Origin of the sequence: Staphylococcus sp. HMSC055C03 (genome assembly GCF_001809385.1) — a bacterium.
GTDB lineage: Bacteria > Bacillota > Bacilli > Staphylococcales > Staphylococcaceae > Staphylococcus > Staphylococcus simulans.
Genome location: NZ_KV797483.1, coordinates 69,846 through 88,249, shown reverse-complemented (window position 1 = coordinate 88,249; position 18,404 = coordinate 69,846). Strand labels below are relative to the sequence as shown.

At 35.3% G+C, this 18,404-nt stretch carries 20 protein-coding genes; 14 read left to right on the top strand and 6 right to left on the bottom strand.

Annotation, left to right across the window (positions count from 1 at the left end; all coding sequences use genetic code 11):
- Positions 1 to 123: 123 nt before the first annotated feature.
- Complete coding sequence (locus tag HMPREF2603_RS03895; protein WP_002481387.1) at positions 124 to 357, bottom strand: hypothetical protein; 234 nt, start codon at positions 355 to 357, stop codon at positions 124 to 126.
- A 424-nt stretch (positions 358 to 781) separates the two neighbouring features.
- On the opposite strand from HMPREF2603_RS03895, the gene HMPREF2603_RS03890 reads away from it, so the two are divergent.
- The 12 genes from HMPREF2603_RS03890 (at position 782) to HMPREF2603_RS03835 (ending at position 11,830) form a co-directional block, all read left to right on the top strand.
- Positions 782 to 1,258, top strand: a complete 477-nt coding sequence (locus HMPREF2603_RS03890; RefSeq protein ID WP_060803731.1) for a GNAT family N-acetyltransferase — start codon at positions 782 to 784, stop codon at positions 1,256 to 1,258.
- A 33-nt stretch (positions 1,259 to 1,291) separates the two neighbouring features.
- A complete protein-coding gene (locus HMPREF2603_RS03885; protein WP_060803730.1) occupies positions 1,292 to 2,590 on the top strand; it encodes an HD domain-containing protein in 1,299 nt (432 codons plus the stop codon).
- Between the two features lie 64 nt (positions 2,591 to 2,654).
- Positions 2,655 to 3,182: a YwhD family protein gene (locus tag HMPREF2603_RS03880; RefSeq protein WP_142351473.1), complete on the top strand. Its 528-nt coding sequence runs from the start codon at positions 2,655 to 2,657 to the stop codon at positions 3,180 to 3,182.
- A 156-nt stretch (positions 3,183 to 3,338) separates the two neighbouring features.
- Entirely contained in the window at positions 3,339 to 4,523 is a 1,185-nt protein-coding gene (locus HMPREF2603_RS03875; RefSeq protein ID WP_060803728.1) for an amidohydrolase, read from the top strand.
- A 130-nt stretch (positions 4,524 to 4,653) separates the two neighbouring features.
- Positions 4,654 to 5,070 (top strand): YwiB family protein, encoded by a 417-nt coding sequence (locus HMPREF2603_RS03870; RefSeq protein WP_002481392.1) that lies wholly within the window; start codon positions 4,654 to 4,656, stop codon positions 5,068 to 5,070.
- On the top strand, positions 5,071 to 6,735 hold the full coding sequence (argS, locus tag HMPREF2603_RS03865; protein WP_060803727.1) for an arginine--tRNA ligase: 1,665 nt from the start codon (positions 5,071 to 5,073) through the stop codon (positions 6,733 to 6,735). It begins immediately after the preceding gene.
- Between the two features lie 136 nt (positions 6,736 to 6,871).
- Positions 6,872 to 7,777 (top strand): ABC transporter substrate-binding protein, encoded by a 906-nt coding sequence (locus HMPREF2603_RS03860; protein ID WP_060803726.1) that lies wholly within the window; start codon positions 6,872 to 6,874, stop codon positions 7,775 to 7,777.
- Positions 7,767 to 8,726 carry a FecCD family ABC transporter permease gene (locus HMPREF2603_RS03855; protein ID WP_398575015.1) on the top strand — a complete coding sequence of 320 codons (960 nt, stop codon included), beginning with the start codon at positions 7,767 to 7,769 and terminating at the stop codon, positions 8,724 to 8,726. Before HMPREF2603_RS03860 ends, HMPREF2603_RS03855 begins: the two co-directional genes overlap by 11 nt.
- A gap of 58 nt (positions 8,727 to 8,784) precedes the next feature.
- Positions 8,785 to 9,528: an HAD family hydrolase gene (locus HMPREF2603_RS03850; RefSeq protein ID WP_060803725.1), complete on the top strand. Its 744-nt coding sequence runs from the start codon at positions 8,785 to 8,787 to the stop codon at positions 9,526 to 9,528.
- On the top strand, positions 9,503 to 10,327 hold the full coding sequence (locus HMPREF2603_RS03845; RefSeq protein ID WP_060803724.1) for an alpha/beta fold hydrolase: 825 nt from the start codon (positions 9,503 to 9,505) through the stop codon (positions 10,325 to 10,327). Before HMPREF2603_RS03850 ends, HMPREF2603_RS03845 begins: the two co-directional genes overlap by 26 nt.
- Before the next feature lie 166 nt (positions 10,328 to 10,493).
- On the top strand, positions 10,494 to 11,000 hold the full coding sequence (locus HMPREF2603_RS03840) for an SA0570 family protein (RefSeq protein WP_002481398.1): 507 nt from the start codon (positions 10,494 to 10,496) through the stop codon (positions 10,998 to 11,000).
- 116 nt (positions 11,001 to 11,116) lie between these two features.
- On the top strand, positions 11,117 to 11,830 hold the full coding sequence (locus HMPREF2603_RS03835; protein WP_060803723.1) for a hypothetical protein: 714 nt from the start codon (positions 11,117 to 11,119) through the stop codon (positions 11,828 to 11,830).
- Positions 11,831 to 11,968: 138 nt separating this feature from the next.
- On the opposite strand, the gene sarA is transcribed toward HMPREF2603_RS03835, so the two are convergent.
- On the bottom strand, positions 11,969 to 12,343 hold the full coding sequence (gene sarA / locus HMPREF2603_RS03830; RefSeq protein ID WP_002481400.1) for a global transcriptional regulator SarA: 375 nt from the start codon (positions 12,341 to 12,343) through the stop codon (positions 11,969 to 11,971).
- A 326-nt stretch (positions 12,344 to 12,669) separates the two neighbouring features.
- Complete coding sequence (locus HMPREF2603_RS03825; protein ID WP_060803722.1) at positions 12,670 to 13,593, bottom strand: efflux RND transporter periplasmic adaptor subunit; 924 nt, start codon at positions 13,591 to 13,593, stop codon at positions 12,670 to 12,672.
- A 322-nt stretch (positions 13,594 to 13,915) separates the two neighbouring features.
- On the opposite strand from HMPREF2603_RS03825, the gene HMPREF2603_RS03820 reads away from it, so the two are divergent.
- Positions 13,916 to 14,140 (top strand): hypothetical protein, encoded by a 225-nt coding sequence (locus HMPREF2603_RS03820; RefSeq protein ID WP_002481402.1) that lies wholly within the window; start codon positions 13,916 to 13,918, stop codon positions 14,138 to 14,140.
- A gap of 52 nt (positions 14,141 to 14,192) precedes the next feature.
- On the opposite strand, the gene HMPREF2603_RS03815 is transcribed toward HMPREF2603_RS03820, so the two are convergent.
- Together HMPREF2603_RS03815 and HMPREF2603_RS03810 are read right to left on the bottom strand one after the other, a co-directional pair.
- On the bottom strand, positions 14,193 to 14,405 hold the full coding sequence (locus HMPREF2603_RS03815) for a DUF2922 domain-containing protein (protein ID WP_002481403.1): 213 nt from the start codon (positions 14,403 to 14,405) through the stop codon (positions 14,193 to 14,195).
- 15 nt (positions 14,406 to 14,420) lie between these two features.
- Positions 14,421 to 14,624 (bottom strand): DUF1659 domain-containing protein, encoded by a 204-nt coding sequence (locus HMPREF2603_RS03810; RefSeq protein WP_060803721.1) that lies wholly within the window; start codon positions 14,622 to 14,624, stop codon positions 14,421 to 14,423.
- A 305-nt stretch (positions 14,625 to 14,929) separates the two neighbouring features.
- On the opposite strand from HMPREF2603_RS03810, the gene HMPREF2603_RS03805 reads away from it, so the two are divergent.
- Positions 14,930 to 16,978, top strand: coding sequence for a cation:proton antiporter (locus HMPREF2603_RS03805; protein ID WP_060803720.1), 2,049 nt, complete (start codon positions 14,930 to 14,932; stop codon positions 16,976 to 16,978).
- 107 nt (positions 16,979 to 17,085) lie between these two features.
- Here the strand turns inward: HMPREF2603_RS03805 and lif are convergent, their stop codons facing one another.
- Positions 17,086 to 18,327 (bottom strand): lysostaphin resistance FemAB family serine transferase Lif, encoded by a 1,242-nt coding sequence (gene lif / locus HMPREF2603_RS03800; RefSeq protein ID WP_142351472.1) that lies wholly within the window; start codon positions 18,325 to 18,327, stop codon positions 17,086 to 17,088.
- Positions 18,328 to 18,404 lie beyond the last annotated feature (77 nt).

The following is an 18,404-nucleotide window of genomic DNA, read 5'->3' as shown; positions in this document are numbered from 1 at the left end:
GTATGACTGGTGTGCTACCAGACAACGGGCCTACTTTCTTATCGTTATAATTATCGCGAGATTCGTTTCTATATTGACTGTTTAATGAACATGATGTGACTGCACTCGTGATGTTTGATTCTTTTAGTAAACTTCCACATATGATCTGCACGCATTTAAGACATCTTTAGTATAGAAGTGACGTAAATTATCTTTAGTATAAGACGGGATTAATTCTTTACGTTTCACCCATTTATCAATCAGTGAAGGTGGAATACCATCTACCACCATTTCTGATTCATCTGTAACTAAAGTGTCCCAATCTAACGTAACAGGTTGTGAGTCAATATAAATGTTACCAAAGCTCGTATCATCCATATTTTAATCACCTTTTATTGAATTTTTAGTCCCTTAAGCATAATTAGATAGGGTACCTTGAGTTTCTTCTTGCAAAATTCATATACCCCGCTTATATATGAGTTATTCATCTTTTTTACAAAAACTTTACTTTTTGTTCAATTTTAGTGTAAATAGGGCGGAATTAATACACGATATGGGTTAGAGCACCTTCATGAATTTTGCTTAATACGTAAATATCGAGCAAAGAGGTTTTAAGTATAATAAAAATTAGAGTATGAAAAAAGGGTTTTAAATGTAAAAGTTAAAGACAATGAAAAAACAGGGTAAAGATGATAAGTACAAGGTAAAATGAGAGTGCGTTTTACCACAATTTGAGAAACTATATGATATAATTAATTTATTCATTTTGAAAGTTGAACTATGTAAGGAGACGTGATTAACGATGCGTACAGTGAGAGAAGCAACACCAGCAGATGTTGTCGGCATCAGAGATGTGGCAACAAAAGCATGGTATGACACGTATTTAAATATTTATGCTGCGACAACAGTGAATGAATTGCTTACAGCAGCTTATAACGAGCAGCATTTACTTAAACGATTAAAAGAACAATTATTTTTAGTGGCAGAAGAAGAAGGCGAAATTGTCGGGTTTGCGAATTTTATTAACGGCAGCGAACTTTTCTTATCTGCACATTATATTCACCCTAAAGCACAACGTAAAGGTTATGGTACAGCGTTGCTTAAGAAAGGGTTAGAACACTTTAAAGGACAATATGATGCAGTGTATCTTGAAGTGGATAACCAAAACGAAGAGGGTGTTGAATACTACCGTCAACAAGGATTTGAAATGGTGCGTGCGTATAACCGTGAAGTATACGGTGAAGTAATGGACCTTGCCTTGATGAAGAAAGCATTTTAATGAAAATAATGCTAACACGATGGAGGGATACTCATGGCTGAGACAGATTACGGTACTCAAAAATTATATGAAGAGAAAGTATTCAAAGATCCGATTCATCGCTATATTCATGTCAAAGACCAAGTGATTTGGGATTTGGTGAAAACAAAAGAGTTCCAACGCTTGCGTCGTATCAAACAACTCGGTACGTTGTATTTATCTTTCCATACAGCAGAACATAGCCGCTTCGGCCATTCATTAGGCGTCTATGAAATTGTACGTCGCATCATCGATGAATCATTTGCGGGACGTGAAGCATGGAATAATGATGATCGTCTGTTGGCATTATGTGCAGCACTCCTTCATGATTTAGGCCATGGTCCGTTCTCTCATAGTTTTGAGAAAATCTTCAATACCGATCACGAGGCATTTACACAAGCGATTATTACAGGGAATACAGAAGTTAATGCGGTATTAAGTAAAGTATCACCGGATTTCCCAAAAGCTGTTGCTGATGTCATCAATAAAACACATCCGAATAAGCTGGTGATTTCTATGATTTCATCACAAATTGACGCAGACCGTATGGATTATTTACAACGCGATGCTTATTTTACAGGAGTCTCTTATGGGATGTTTGATATGGAACGTATTTTAAGGTTAATGCGTCCAACTAAAGATGAAGTGTTGATTAAAGAAAGCGGGATGCATGCGGTAGAGAACTTTATTATGAGCCGTTATCAAATGTATTGGCAGATTTATTTCCATCCGGTAAGTCGTGCTGGAGAAGTGATTTTAAACAATTGTTTAAAACGTGCGAAGGAATTATATCAATCAGGTTATCAATTTAAATTGTTCCCTAAAGACTTTATTCCGTTCTTTGAAGGAACGATGACGATTGAACAGTATGTAGAGTTGGATGAAGCGGTGGTGCTGTATTACTTGAAAGCTTGGGTTAAAGAAGATGATACCATTTTAAGCGACTTAGCACGCCGTTTTATTAATCGTGATTTATTTAAACATCTGCCGTTTGACGGCTCGATTATTACGATGAATGAATTAAGAGAGCTGTTTGAAGCGGGCGGTATTAATCCAGATTATTACTTCGTCAGTGAATCTTTCTCTGATTTGCCTTACGATTATGACCGACCGGGGTCTAATCGCCAACCGATTCATCTACTGCAACGTAATGGCAATATTAGAGAAATCAGCAGTCAATCTATGATTATTCAAAGTATTACAGGCATTAATCGCCAAGATTATAAATTATATTATCCTAAAGAACTGGTGCATCACATTGAAGATGAAAAAGTTCGTGAACGTATTCTCAGTATTTTGAACGAATTGAATTGATAGTCAAACGATTGTGTTCGAAAAGTATCAGATGATACGGTAAAATAGATAAAGGTAATTAAAAATGGAGGTGTGGCTTGTGGCAGAGAATAAGGGTTTTCAATTCAATATTATTAAAAATGACCCGTTAGATGGCCATAAAGGAACGAATATCGGGGCAATCAGTTTGGATAACGTTGCACCTGTATTTATAGATTTACAAGAAAAAGAAGCATTTATTGATATTGGTGCGATGCATGCACGTGCAGATGTTGAAAAGGGTGTTAAATGGATTACAGATAAAGAAACTGTTGAAGGCCCTGAAGCAAAAGCTTATTGGTTATGCTGGGTGACAACTGAACGTGGTGAACAAGGTGCTTACTATGCTGGATTGACAGCTTGTTATTTATTAGTGAACAAGAAAATCCGCAGAGGTTATAAGAGTATGCCTGAACATGTCAACATGATGGATAAATCTATGAAACATAAAATTGTCATTGATCATATCGGTGATGAAAATATTGGGATTATCCGTGATTTCTTAAAAAATCATGATAAAGACATGTGGGATAACTCAAGTGATGAATTAAAAGAAGCACTACACGATAAATAAAAGCAATCATTAAAGACAGAAATCACGTCATGTGGTTTCTGTTTTTCTTTCTTAATACTAAGTTATTTTTATACTTAAAAAGGATAAGAATGTTAGAGTGTAAGTATTATATTTTGAATAATCACAATAGTTAAATAATAAAAGGGAAGAGGGCATATGAGTTCAGAATTAATCAAACGTTTACAAGAGAAAGAAGAACGTATGGTCGAAATCAGACGGTATTTACATGCACATCCAGAGTTATCATTTAAAGAAGTAGAAACACCAAAGTATATTGCGGATTTCTATAAAGATAAGGATTGTTTAGTAGAAACAAACGTCGGTGACAATGGGGTGAAAGTCACTATAGATAGCGGTAAACCAGGGAAAACGATTGCGATTCGTGCTGACTTTGATGCTTTACCGATTGAAGAGGCAACAGGACTGCCATTTGCGTCAGAGAATCCAGGCGTGATGCATGCGTGCGGGCATGATGCACATACGGCGTATATGTTGATTTTGGCTGAAACGTTGATTGAAATGAAAGATCAATTTTCTGGGAAAGTGGTCGTGATTCACCAACCAGCTGAAGAAATGCCGCCAGGTGGTGCCATCGGTATGATTAAAGATGGTGTGCTAGAGAGCGTAGACCATGTCTTAGGTGTACACGTGATGAGTAATGGTGAACGTGGTACGATTTATTATCGTGAAGGCAACGTGCAAACTGCACGTGGTTACTTTAAATTAGTCATTCACGGTAAAGGTGGACACGGTTCTTCTCCACATGACGCAAATGATGCGATTGTAGCGGGGGCGAACTTTGTGACAACGGTACAAAGTGTAGTCTCAAGACGTATCAGCCCATTTGAAACAGGTGTCGTTTCAATCGGTTCTTTCGATGCGAAAGGCCAGTTCAATATTATTAAAGATAAAGTGGAAATCGAAGGTGACGTCCGTGGTTTGCATGATGAAACGAAAGATAAAATCGCACAAGAGTTACAACGTGTCGTCGATGGTTTAGAAACAACGTTCGGTGTGACTTGCGACTATGAGTATTTAGATGATTATCCAGCGGTATACAATGATCCAGACTTTACAGAGTACGTAGCTGATACCTTAAATAACGCAGAACGTTCTGCGATTCAAAAAGTAGAACGCTGTGATCCATGGCCACCATCAGAAGACTTTGCATACTATGCGAAAGAAGTACCAAGTGTATTCATTTATGCAGGAGCAGCACCTGAAGAAGGTGAAGTTTATCCGCATCATCATCCTAAATTTAATATCAGTGAATCTTCAATGATGACAGCGGCTGAAGCTGTCGGTACGGTTGTATTAGATTATTTGAAGGATGAATCTTAATAAGCAGAAAAATTTAATTGATTTTATGATGTACAGCGCATACAGTGTGAATTTAGTCACTGTGTGTGCTGTATCTTTATGTTATAATTTGGTATATTAATGAATAATTCAGAATAGGGTGAGCGCGTCTTTGAATCAAAACATTCGTATCCAAACATTACAGACGATTGAACGCGATGATGAGTTTGATGAATTTGAATTTGAAACAGATGGCACTTGGCAAGAGAAGCGGAATGCTGAATTTATCCGCTATGATGAACAAGTTGAAGACTTGACGGTGCATATTACATTGAAAATTCAAGAAGATGAAGTTAGATTAATGCGCAGCGGGAATATTAAACAGAACCTGCATTTTGTTGAAGGAAAAGACACCGTATCTTTATACGAGATACCGACGGGCAAAATTCCTTTAACTATTCGTACTTTAAGCATTCATCATTACGTACAACCAGACCAATCAAAACTTAAAATTCGTTATGAACTCTTCCAAAACGAAGAGAAGATGGGCACATACCTTTACCAAATTACCTATAAGGAGCTGAAGTAAGTGAATATTATTGATCAAGTCAAACAAACATTAATTGAAGAAATAACAGCAAGTGTTAAAGCCGCTGGACTTGCAGAAGAAGTTCCTGAAGTCAAAGTGGAAATTCCGAAAGACCCAAAAAATGGGGATTACTCTACAAACATTGCGATGGTGCTAACAAAAATCGCAAAACGTAATCCACGCGAAATTGCGCAAGCTATCGTGGACAATTTAGATAAATCTAAAGCGAATGTTGAGAACATCGAAATTGCAGGACCTGGTTTTATCAACTTCTATTTAAATAACCAATACTTAACTGCGATTATCCCTGAAGCTTTAGAAAAAGATACAGATTTTGGTCGCTCTGAAAAGAAAAAGAACCAAAAAATCTTAGTGGAGTATGTTTCTGCGAACCCGACAGGTGATTTGCATATCGGACATGCGCGTAATGCGGCAGTCGGTGATACGTTATGTAATATCTTAGATGCGGCTGGTTATGATGTTACACGTGAATATTACATCAACGATGCCGGTAACCAAATTACGAATTTAGCACGCTCTATCGAAGCACGTTACTATCAAGCTTTAGGTAAAGAAGCAGAATTACCTGAAGATGGCTACCATGGTAAAGATATCGTGAATATCGGTAAAGATTTAGCGGAAAAACGCCCTGATCTACAAGAACTCCCTGATGATGAGCGCTTAAAAGTGTTCAGACAATTAGGCGTCGATTATGAAATGGAAAAACTTAAAAAAGACTTAGCTGATTTCAATACACACTTTGATGATTGGTTCAGTGAAACAACGTTATATGATTCAGGCGAAATCAAACGTGTCTTAGAGTTAATGAAAGAAAATGGTCATACGTATGAAGCGGATGGTGCGACTTGGTTACGTACAACGGACTTTAATGATGATAAAGACCGCGTATTAATCAAAAAAGACGGCACATACACTTACTTCTTACCAGATGTGGCATATCACTATGACAAATTCCACCGTGACGGCGGCCAAGATATCTTGATCAACTTATTCGGCGCAGACCATCATGGTTATATTAACCGTCTGAAAGCATCTGTTGAAACATACGGTATTGATGCAGAACGTCTTGAAATTCAAATCATGCAGATGGTGCGTTTAATGCAAGATGGCGAAGAAGTTAAAATGAGTAAACGTACGGGTAACGCGATTACATTACGTGAAATCATGGATGAAGTCGGTATTGACGCGGCACGTTACTTCTTAACAATGCGTAGTCCAGATACGCACTTTGATTTTGATATGGAACTTGCGAAAGAAAACTCAGCTGAAAACCCTGTTTATTATGCACAATATGCACATGCGCGTATTTCATCTATCTTAAAACAAGCGGGTGAACGTGGCGTAGTGCCATCTGAAAATGCAGATTTCAGTGTTATTAAAAATGATAAAGCGATTGATTTATTGAAGAAAGTTGCAGAATTTGAACCGATGATTGAAAGTGCTGCAGAACAACGCGCACCACATCGTGTAACCAACTATATTCAAGAATTAGCAGCAGCTTTCCATAAATTCTACAACGCTGATAAAGTCTTAACAGACGATGAAGCTAAAACACAAGCTTACGTTTCTATGATTGTGGCAGTACAAATTACATTACGCAATGCCTTGGCATTAGTAGGGGTAACTGCTCCTCATACGATGTAAGATTATATAAAGAAGCATTCTTGACGGGTGCTTCTTTTTTTATTTTTAAACTTGTAAAATTTTTGTAAGATTCATCTTCTCAGCCCGCGTAAATATGCTAAAATGAGATTTACAATACAAGTATGAGGAGAAATTGATGAAACAGAAATTATGGGTGTTTTTAATCTTAATTATCTTAGTTGCGGCTGGGTGTTCTGCACCGAGTAATAAAGAGAAAGCAGACAACAAAAACCAATCAGAAGAAAAGACAAAGCAAACGCAAAAATATCATCGTATTATCTCGTTGATGCCAAGTAACACTGAAATACTCTATCAACTCGGTTTGGGTAAAGAAGTTATAGGAGTGTCTACAGTGGATGACTATCCTAAGAGTGTTAAACATAAACAGAAGTTTGATGCGATGAAACTCAATAAAGAGCAGTTATTAAAAGCAAAGCCAGATTTGATTTTGGCGCATGAATCACAAAAAGGTATGGGTGATAAAGTATTAGGCGATTTAGAGAAAAAAGGCATTAAAGTCGTCTACATACCTGAAGCACATAACTTTGACGAAATTTATGGTACGTTCAAACAAATCGGTAAAATCACAGGTCGTGAATCACAAGCTGACACATTAGTTTATGATACAAAACATCGTGTTGACGCTGTGTTGAAAGATGTGCCGAAGCATGAAAAAGCACCGACTGTCTTTTTAGAAGTCTCACATGAACCAGAGATTTATACAGCCGGAAAAAATACATTCTTCAACTATATGATTGAAGAACTGCATGCGAAAAATAGTTTCGCAGATCTAGAAGGCTGGAAGAAAGTCAGCAAGGAAAGTATTATTAAACATGACCCAAATGTTTTAATTACGACAGAAGGTATCACACGTTCGGATTACTTGAAAATTATTCGTAAACGTGGCGGCTTTGAGAATTTAGAAGCTGTGAAGAAAGGCCGAATTGAAGCGGTAGATGGTGATACGATTTCAAGACCAGGTCCTCGTATCGACCAAGGCCTTAAAGCATTAAGAGATGCGATTTACCGCGATGAAAAATAATATGAAACAAACCACTATTATTATAGGATGGTGTCTCGCGTTAATCGCGAGTATCGCAATCAGCTTGTTTTGGAATTTAGGCAGCTGGTCGGACCCCTTAAATCATAGTATTTTGTTTGAAGTGCGCTTACCGAGAGTGTTCGAGGCATTGTTGGCTGGTATCGGTTTATCGATAGCCGGCCAGATGTTTCAAACCGTTTTGAATAATCCGCTTGCAGATAGCCTGACTTTAGGCTTAGCGAGCGGTTCTGTTTTAGGTAGCGGTTTAGCTGTATTTATCGGTTTAAGCAGTTTATGGATTCCGTTCGCTTCAATTGTTGCAAGTATGTTAACTTTAGCTATTGTTTTAGGGGTGACTGCCGCAATTTCACAAGGTTATATGATGCGCGCGTTGATATTATCAGGTATCATGATAGGTGCATTATTCAATGCGTTTTTATATCTATTGATTCTACTTGATGAACGCAGAATGAAAAGTATTGTGATGTATATGTTCGGCGGTTTTTCTAATGCAGAATTGCATGAAGTATACGTGATTGCACCCATTATGATGTTATGTATCGTGCTACTAGGCTTACTGCTGCCGAAGGTAAAGTTACTGCAAGTCGGAACGTTGAAAGCACGTTCTTTAAGTTTGAATGTCAGACAAATGATGTTTATGGTGTTAACTTTATCATCTATCATGACAGCTATTATTGTCTCGTATACCGGCATTATTGGTTTTATCGGTATGATTGTGCCACAGCTGATTAGAAGAACGACGCAGACTACATTGGGTGTACAAATGTTGCTGAACGGCGTTGTCGGCGGTACAGTGATGGTCTTTGCGGACACGTTAGGTGCACAATTATGGAATCCGATTGAAATTCCAGCAAGTATCATTCTTGCTTTATTAGGAATACCTGTACTCGGGTATTTAATCGCAACCCAGAAACACTCGTATGAATAATCTGATGAATAAAGAAATAATCACAGATGCCAAATAGGCATTTATAGGAGAGAAGCTTATGAATTTAGAGGGGATTAAGGCAGTCGTATTCGATTTAGAAGGCACGCTGTTGGATCGTAATAAATCAAGAGAGAAGTTTATTGAAGAACAATATGAACGATTTCATGATTATTTAGTTCATGTTCAAGCGCGTGATTTTAAAAAACAGTTTATTGAATTAGATGATGACGAAGATCATGATAAGCCTGAACTGTATAAAGCGATTATCAAACGATTTCATGTCGATCGTTTAACATGGAAAGATTTGTTCCGCGATTTTGAAACACATTTTTATCGTTACGTGTTCCCTTACCATGATACACAATATACACTAGAGCGTTTAATCCAAAGAGGTTATTTGACAGGTGTGATTGCGAATGGTAAATCTAAAATTAAACAATACCGTTTAGAAAACTTAGGTATCTTATCCTATATTCATTTTTTATCTACTTCTGAAATGGTAGGGTTTAGAAAGCCGCATCCTAAAATCTTTGAAGATATCATGGATCAATTAGATGTTAAGCCTGAAGAAGTGATGTACGTCGGTGATGATGCCTTAAATGATGTTGCACCGGCCCGTGCAATGGGTATGGTCAGTGTATGGTTCAATCATGAAGATGATGAAGTAGAATTGGCACCAGAACCTGAAGAGATGGACTTTGAAATTTCAACTTTGGAAGAATTGCTAGAGATATTACCAAAAATCGCCCCACATTCTAAGGAGAGTGAAAAAGCAGATGGAACTATTTACGACGAAGGATAATACGACGTTAAATTATATAACAAAGGGAAGCGGACAACCTGTTGTGTTGATTCATTCCGCTTTTGAGAACTATTCGATTTTCGATGATATTGCGACGCAATTATCATATGATTACCAAGTCGTCAGCGTAGATTTACGTGGGCATGGTTATTCAGATAAACCTTTAAATATTGATTTTGCAGATTATGTAGAAGATATTAAAGACTTGTTAGATTACTTATATATCAAACATGCATTCTTTATCGGTCAAGAACTGGGTGCGACGATTGCGGCAGATTTTGCGTCTAAATACGCTGAGTATAGTGATGGTATTATTTTAATAAACCCAGCAACATTACAAGCAGAATTGCCAGAAGCGCGTTTATACAGAAAGTACGCAGATCAAATCAGAACGTTAGAAGAAAACAAACAACAAAAATTCTTAGATAAACATACGTATGGTTCACCGAAAAAAGCAGGAAAAATGTTGAAACACTTTTCTGATACACTGACATTAATGACAAGACTTGAAAAAGAAGCGGTAACAAAATCATTTGAACAAACTGAAATTGATTTAGACTTACATCAAATTAAAGCACCGGCATTAATTATCGTCGGAAAATATGATGAACGTTTAACCCCACAAGAGTTAGATACTTATACAAAAGGAATCGTTCAAGCACAAGTTGAAACGTTTGAACATTCAGGATTGTATCCGATGGGTGAAGAAAAGAAAGCTTTCTTAGAAACTGTAACAGCATTTATCAATGTGAATGAAGTATTAGAAGATGAGCAGAAACGCGTAACTACGCAACAGTAAAGTTTTTAATCATTAATATTAGCAATTAAACTCCAATATATTATACAATATTACAAAAGATTACATCTAGAGACTGATTACATCAAGGGTAATTAGGGGTATAGTGTAATAAGCGCAGAAAAAGTTACAAGAAATTTACAAAAAGAGAGCAAAGGAGTTATTGCTTATGAAAAAATTACTTTCAGCGGCTATTGTTTCTGCAACAGTGGTAACTGGACTAGGCATCTCTCAAGCAGATGCAGCGTCTGGAAATACGATTCAAACCGTTCAACAAATCCACCACGGAGATACTTCTCTAGAAGGCGTTAAGCTAGGTCAAAACATCCAAGATGTTTTGAAATCACAAAAACTCACAGGGTACTCTTATAAACCTGATAAAACAAAACACTATTATGAGTTTAACTCTGACAAAGGCTTATTGATTGTGACTGCTGATGGTCAAAAAGACCACGGCAAGGTAACACACGTTACAATGAAATACAACAAAGCAGATGGCCCAAGCTTTAATACTGTACGTAAACAGTTAGGCAATACGGTCACTTGGAGATATAACTATAATGAAGTTACAGGAAACTTCGGTTATATTAAAGATAAAGATACTTCTTATCAATTTACAAGCCAATCACCAAAAGATAAAAACTTAAAACTTTATCGCATTGATATTGGTAAATAAGTATACATGAAATAAAGGCAGGGGTGTTGTACACTCCTGTCTTCTTTATATTGATTGAACTAAGCAATTGTGCCATGATAAATTAGTAAGGATAGTAAATTTAAAGGAGTCACATCATGCGACCGAATGACAAAATTTTATTAGAAAATATCAGTGATTACTTCAACTATAAAGGGATTGCGCCAAACATGATTGACGATATTAAAGAGAAAATTCGTCAAGATTTACCGAAATCTGAAGCGCATGACGTCGATTATATCGAATATCGTAAAAAGGCACCGGCAGAGATTATTTTAACCATTCAAAGGAACTTATTTGGTTTACAGCTGAATCCGATTCTCTTTTTCATTATCAATTTCTTATTAATCTCTTACCTGTACGATAAACAGTTCGTGCCATTTCAGGCTGCGACAGGATTATCACTCATCTATTGTTTAATCATTTTTCCAATTACTGTTTTTGTATATTTTAGGATTGTGCGAAAGAATTATTTATATAGCAATAAAGCTGAAGTGATGATAGGGATAGGCATTGTGATTGTGGCGGCTATTTTAGTGGCACTGCATGGTTTGAATATTGATCTTGGTGTTATAGTCGTAACGAAATATGCGCATATTTTTATGTTCTTTTTCGGCTTAATTATGGCTGGTTTAGGCCTGTATTATAAGCGTTTTGAATTTACAGGTGTAGGTTTATTGTTAGCACAAAAAACGATTGATGCGGTTATTTTAGACCCTAATATAGCACAAATCGGTACGATTATCATTTGGGTATTAATCTTGGCGGTTATTATCTTTTATTCAATCAAGTTATCTACACGAGGGAAATAATAAGAGTTGTCCAAATAAAATACAAAATGACAATAAAATACGTATTTTCGTTGTAAACAAAAAGCGTGGTGCTTTGAATGTATGTCATTCTAAGCATCACGCTTTTTGTATTATCCTTTATAATCTATCGTCAGCTGATCAGATTTTGATTTCTTTGTTTGCAGTTAAGATACGCTCGTTAATACGATTTAATAATTCATTGATTTTTTCACGTTGTTTAGAATTTACTAAGATTAAAACAGTTCTTTCATCTTGTTCGTTACGTTTTTTATCGAAGTAATCTTCTTGTGATAAATTTTTAACAGCTTTAACAACTTGTGGTTGTTTGTAGTTTAAGTGATTAATAATATCTTTTAAGAAATATTCCTCGTCATCTGATTGACTAAGGAAAGTTAACACTGCAAACTCTTCGAAGCTGATTGTAAACTCTTTTTTAATAATGCTTTTCATCTTGTCAGCATATGTCACCATTGCTAAAAGATCAGATGAATTTTTAATTTTTGATACTGCCATTTGTATTTCCTCCCTTGACATTCCCATTATCGTAGTATTATTGGCAAATAGACTAATATTAACATTAATTTCATAATTGGGACTAGATGCTATTACATCAAAATATTCCTGCCCCTATTATTTATTTAATTATAACTAAATAAAAATGAAATGTAAACAAAAAAACATTATAAAACAATGGCTATTTCAAACAAATGATACTTTCAAAAAATTACCCAATGAACCCAGAAAATTTATTGAACATCATTTGAATTACACATTATAAATTAAGATAATGTCTATTTTTTCTATTTAGCCTTTTGATATTGGTTAATTATATAAGAACTCTAGTTTAATGTGAAGTTTTTGGGTTGAGCAATAACTTTTTCTCCCGGTAATAAACCTTCACTAATAATAACCATACCCGATTTTTCATGGTATTTAATAATTCTTTTAACCATTTGTTCATTTCTTTTAATTAATATTGCGTTTTTATCATATAGTACGTCCTTTGGAAGAGCAATTAAGTGCGTAGGAATCGTAATTTGAAAGTGGGTTCCTACAGGTATAACACCATTAGTAGAAATTTGAACTTCGTAATAAGATTTATTTGTTTCACTTTTTGTAACATCAGGATAATGACTAATACTCAAAATTTTGCCTTTAAACTGTTCCGTTGTTTTTGTTTTAATTTCAACAGATTGGTTAAGTTTCAATTGTTTGAGTTCAGTCTCAGAAATATAAGCTTTAATTATACGCTTTGAACTGTGAATTTGCGCAAATAATTGATTTTTCTTACTTGGATGCTTATCAATAATATGGACAATGCCTTCTGACATACTGAAGACTTGTGTTCTGAGTCCAAGCTGAATACGATCATATTCTTGTTCCAAATAGGTATGCATATTTAGGAAGTTTTGACGATGCTGATGACTATCTAAAGTATTCAAATGCATACGTACTGCAGTTAATTGTTGTTCAAGTGTTTTATTGTAGTATTCGAACAAGGGCTGATCTTTTTTTATCATTTTACCTTCAGCACTATACCAGTCATGGATGCTTCCCATACGAGCATCATAGTAAAAGGATTGTGTTGTTTCAGCAGATTGAATACCAGAAAATTGAATCGGTCGGTTATAGGTTGCGGTGTACGTTTTAACGTTTTGAGTTGCCTGAAGTGTGTAATGTCGGAATGCGGCATATAATCCGACGGCAGTTGCGCTTAAAAGGAGAAGGAGTATTAAGGCAATCAACCAGGGGTGTTTAAACAAAATTATGCTCACCTCATCTTATTTAATTTCTTGGTTATTATACAATGTAAATAATGGTTGGTGCAACGCCTAAATTAATTATCTTGTCGCATATTTTTAATAAATATAAAAAAAGTAGAAAAATAACACAAATGCACTGAAAAACGACGAATATCAACTTAATCTCGTTATGCTCTGTGTTAAGTAATAGGTAAATTGTGTCACTTTTTATTTGTAAATTGTAAAAGTTGTAGATTTTTTTGAAATATCAATATATAATTTGTTGAAACGAGATGTTTTACATAAAGCGATTTATGAAAAGTGGGAAAAGGGGGGGCGCATCATGACAAAAATGACTATCATTCGGGTGTTAGACGAGGAAACATTTTTTATAGATGCAGGACATAGTGCTTGTATTAAACAGCACCAATTTATAGAAGTATTGAACGCTAAGCATTCATATAAAAATTTAGCGCAAGTCGTGGATGTTTATGATGATTATGCTTTATGTAGAAAGTTAGGTAGTAAACGCGTGTTTTTCGGAGATGTAATTCAACCGAGGCAATAATCAAAAAATAGCCGAGTTTACTCAAATGTTGAGCAAACTCGGCTATATTTAATTAGAAGATAACATGTGTTTCTTTTTCTACGATTTGTGCTCCTTTAATCGCAATGATTTTACCTGATGGAGGATTTAATACATTACTTTCTAACAAAGTGCTCATCGCATTACGGATGGATTCTTCAGATACTTGTTGTTTAATATCTGGAACTTGGAATTTGACCGGTTTGTGTGCTTCATTGATATAAATCAATTCTAGTGATTTTGTCATAATCTGATTCTCCTCTTATAAAGTTTCTACTGTTGTGACTTCGATGTTGTCGTATGTTTCACTTGTTAATTTTTCAATAGCTGATTTGAAGCTGTTTAATTGTGCTTCAGTGCTTTGTGGGTTTAAACGGGCAAATCTACGACGTTTGATAACTGGTTTTGCTTCTTTTTTGTCTTCGACACGAATAAGTGTCACTGCAAGTTCTTTGATTGTTTTCATTTCTGTTCACCTCCTTGCTCACTCTATATATCGAAATTTCTAGAAAAAAAGCACACCCTTTTGTAAAATTAATTTCAAAAACTTTTGAAGGAGTGTGTGACGGGGTAATTAAACAGGTATATAAGGCTTCTTCTCTAAGGTAGATGAATCATCGCAATATCTATAAGATGATGAAGTTTTTAGAATAGATTTCACACAATTGATTATAGTATTATTAAACATAGACACTTGATATATGGTCGGAATCTTCAATGATACTGAAGAAAGATATATGAAGTATATACAACAAAGAAAGAGGTGACGCTGTGGAAATTATTGAAGGTCTTTTGGTCTTTATAGCAGCAATTATTTTAAGTTCATTAATCCATTCATTATTTCTCCCTAAAGTACCACTAGCGTTTATCCAAATCATTTTAGGAGCGCTGATCTTTTTAACACCAATTCCGGTAAACTTTAGATTTGATACAGAAGTTTTTATGGTTGCGTTGATCGCACCTTTACTATTCATTGAAGGTGTTAATGTATCGCGTGTGAGTTTGAAGCGCTACATAAAACCAGTAATGATGATGGCGTTAGGTTTAGTATTTACAACAGTCATAGGGGTAGGGTTCTTTATTCATTGGGTATGGCCAAGCTTACCCATGCCAGCCGGCTTTGCGTTAGCTGCTGTTTTATGTCCGACAGATGCGGTAGCTGTGTCGGCAATTACGAAAGGGAAAATTCTACCAAAAGGTTCTATGACAATCTTAGAAGGGGAGTCATTGTTAAATGATGCGGCAGGTATCATTTCATTCAAAATTGCTGTCGCAGCACTGATTACAGGCGCATTTTCTATTACGGATGCGATTGGTCAGTTCTTAATTACTTCAATCGGCGGTTTAGTTATTGGTCTGCTTGTCGGTATTATCTTAGTTCGTTTACGCATTGTATTAGCACGTAAAGGTGTAGAAAGCAATAATATGTTTGTATTCATTCAGTTATTGACACCATTTGTGTCATATCTTGCGGCAGAAGTCTTCCATGCTTCAGGTATTATCGCGGCAGTGATTTCAGGACTAGTTCATGGTTTTGAGCGTGATCGGATTAATCAAATCAGTAACCAGTTGAAATTGAGTTATACACAAACATGGAACTTATTGAGTTATGTATTAAATGGCTTTGTATTCGTAATTTTAGGCTATATTGTACCTGAAACTGTTAAAAACATTATTAAAACAGAGCCACAGAACCTAGTCTTCTTACTTGGAATTACAGGTTTGATTGCCTTAGCGGTATATGTATTTCGTTTCTTATGGGTGTATGTTTTATATCCGTATTTCTACTTACCGGTCAGTCCATTCCAACGCGCAATGAATGATGGTGAGAATAAAGAACAAGGAGAAACGAAACCTAAACGTAGTAAATACGCAATGATTATGACTTTATGCGGGGTACATGGAACGATTTCATTAGCCATTGCTTTGACGTTTCCTTATATGCTTGGAGAACATACATCATTTGTTTATCGTAATGACTTACTCTTTATTTCTGCAGGTATGGTGGTATTAAGTTTGGTAATTGCTCAAGTTTTATTACCGTTAATTACACCAGTCATGAAGAAAGTCGAAGTGGAAGGAATGAGTTTCAGAGAAGCTCGTATCTATATTCTTGAACAGACAATTGACTACTTAAGAAGACATGCGACGCCTGAAACTTCATTCAATTATGGTAATGTCATTAAAATTTATCATGATCGTATTGCTTTTATGAAAGTGATTGACGATGATGATGAAAACTCTAGAGAACTTGAACGCTTACAAGGGATTGCGATTGATACAGAGACAGAAACATTAAACGAGCTCGTGAAAGAAGGCAGAATTACACAAAGTGATTTTGATAACTATATGCGCTATGCCGAACGTACACAAGTGTATCGTCAAGCTTCATTGATTCGCAGAATTATTATGCGCATTAAAGTAGCTATTTTAAGACGTCGTGTGCGTGTACAAACAAACGCATCTTCCTCATTAGATGTGCAACAGAACTTAAAAGAAATTTCGAATATTATGCGTATCGTTCACTACAATGTAGTCAAACGATTAAAAAAAGAAGCTAATACTGATAACAAATTAGAAATCGGCACAATTTGTGATAGTTATTTAATGCGTTCAGATAATCTGACAGCGGCTAATATCTTCTCAAATAAAACGGGTCATCGTAATAATGTAGCTAGAATCAAGCTCAATGCTTTACGTGAACAACGACATATTTTGAATGAATTGGTCGAAGATGAAGAAATCAGTGAAAAAACAGCTTTAAAATTACGTGAAGCGATTAACTATGATGAAATGGTCTTAGTGGACCGTTTAACATAATTATAAATAGAGCACAGCCTGCATAACAAACAGGCTGTGCTTTTTCATATAGTAAGATAAAAGAAAGAACTATTATAAATTGTTAGATAGTTGAGAATAGTTAACTTTTATCTATTTAACAATTGATAAATCTTGTAAAAGAAAGGTTTAATCGGTTTAATAAAGTCGCCGACATATTCTTCAACATGGGCATTAAAGCCTTCTTTGAATTTTTGAACACCGAAATCTTCAGCATCTTCACTGAAATCTCCTGTAATACCGTAAAAATTATAGCGATCAATACCTTTATTTTTCGCAAATTGAATCATTTCCCATTGGAGTCTGTACGCACCCATATAGGCATTGTATTTAGGGTTTGAACCGCTGGATAGGTAGTAAACTTCATGAGGGTTATAGATATAGTAAGCTGCAGCTAAGTCTAATACAGGTCCATCTGTTTCTATCAATTTTTTCGTTTCAGTAATTTTTCGTTCTTGTGCTGCTAATTGCTTTTGGTATTGCGCATATTTATTTTTGTTTTTCTTAGAATTAGGGTTTTCTTTTAATGCCGCTTGAACATTTTCAATATCTGTATTTAACTCAGCGACTTTCGCATTTTGTGCCTCTAATAATTCTTCTAAATCGATGTAAGCCAGCTTTAACATACTGTTATCAGCGTATGTTTTCTGCATTCTTTCAAAATAGCTTTGATCTCTAAATTTGAAGCCGTGTTTTTCTTCAGCCATTTTAAATAATTTAAAAAATCGATCTGTTTCATCAATTGATAAATCACGGACTTTCACCTGCATTTCATAGGTTTTCTTAATATTACGGCGTGTTTGATAATCCATTTCTTTTAACAATTGTTTTTCATCTTTGTTTTCTAGGTTTAAGACAGACAACCATCTGATCTGACTTGTTTGAGAATAACCTGTAGTAAACCCTTGATGACGGTAACCTAATAAATTCATCACATTCATAAAAGTTTCGTTATCATAAGATTCAAGGATTTCTCCGTCACAACTTCGAATATTTTCTAACAGGTAAGGATCAGTTAAAACATATAAGCAGTTATGCTTTTTTAGATATGTCGTTAAGTTTTCATAAAAAAATCTGACTAACTCATGGTCTTTAAAGTTCATGACTGGACCGCGATGTGTATAGAAATATTTAAAGAACTTTAAACAACGTGCCTCAGTCAGTAAACAAGCAGCTAATACATCACCTGTTTCATTTTTTACGCCGACTAAATGTACATTATTTTGATGCTCATTTTGATAATTGAAATGTGAGGATGATTGGGTATAATGTGATGCATTTTCATTAACAAAATTTTCAAATTCTTGAATGTTTAACTTAGAAAAATTCAAAAAAAGACCTACTTTCATATAGAATTTTTTAATATTGATTGGATATACACAAAAAAATCGATTGATTAAGTAACCGC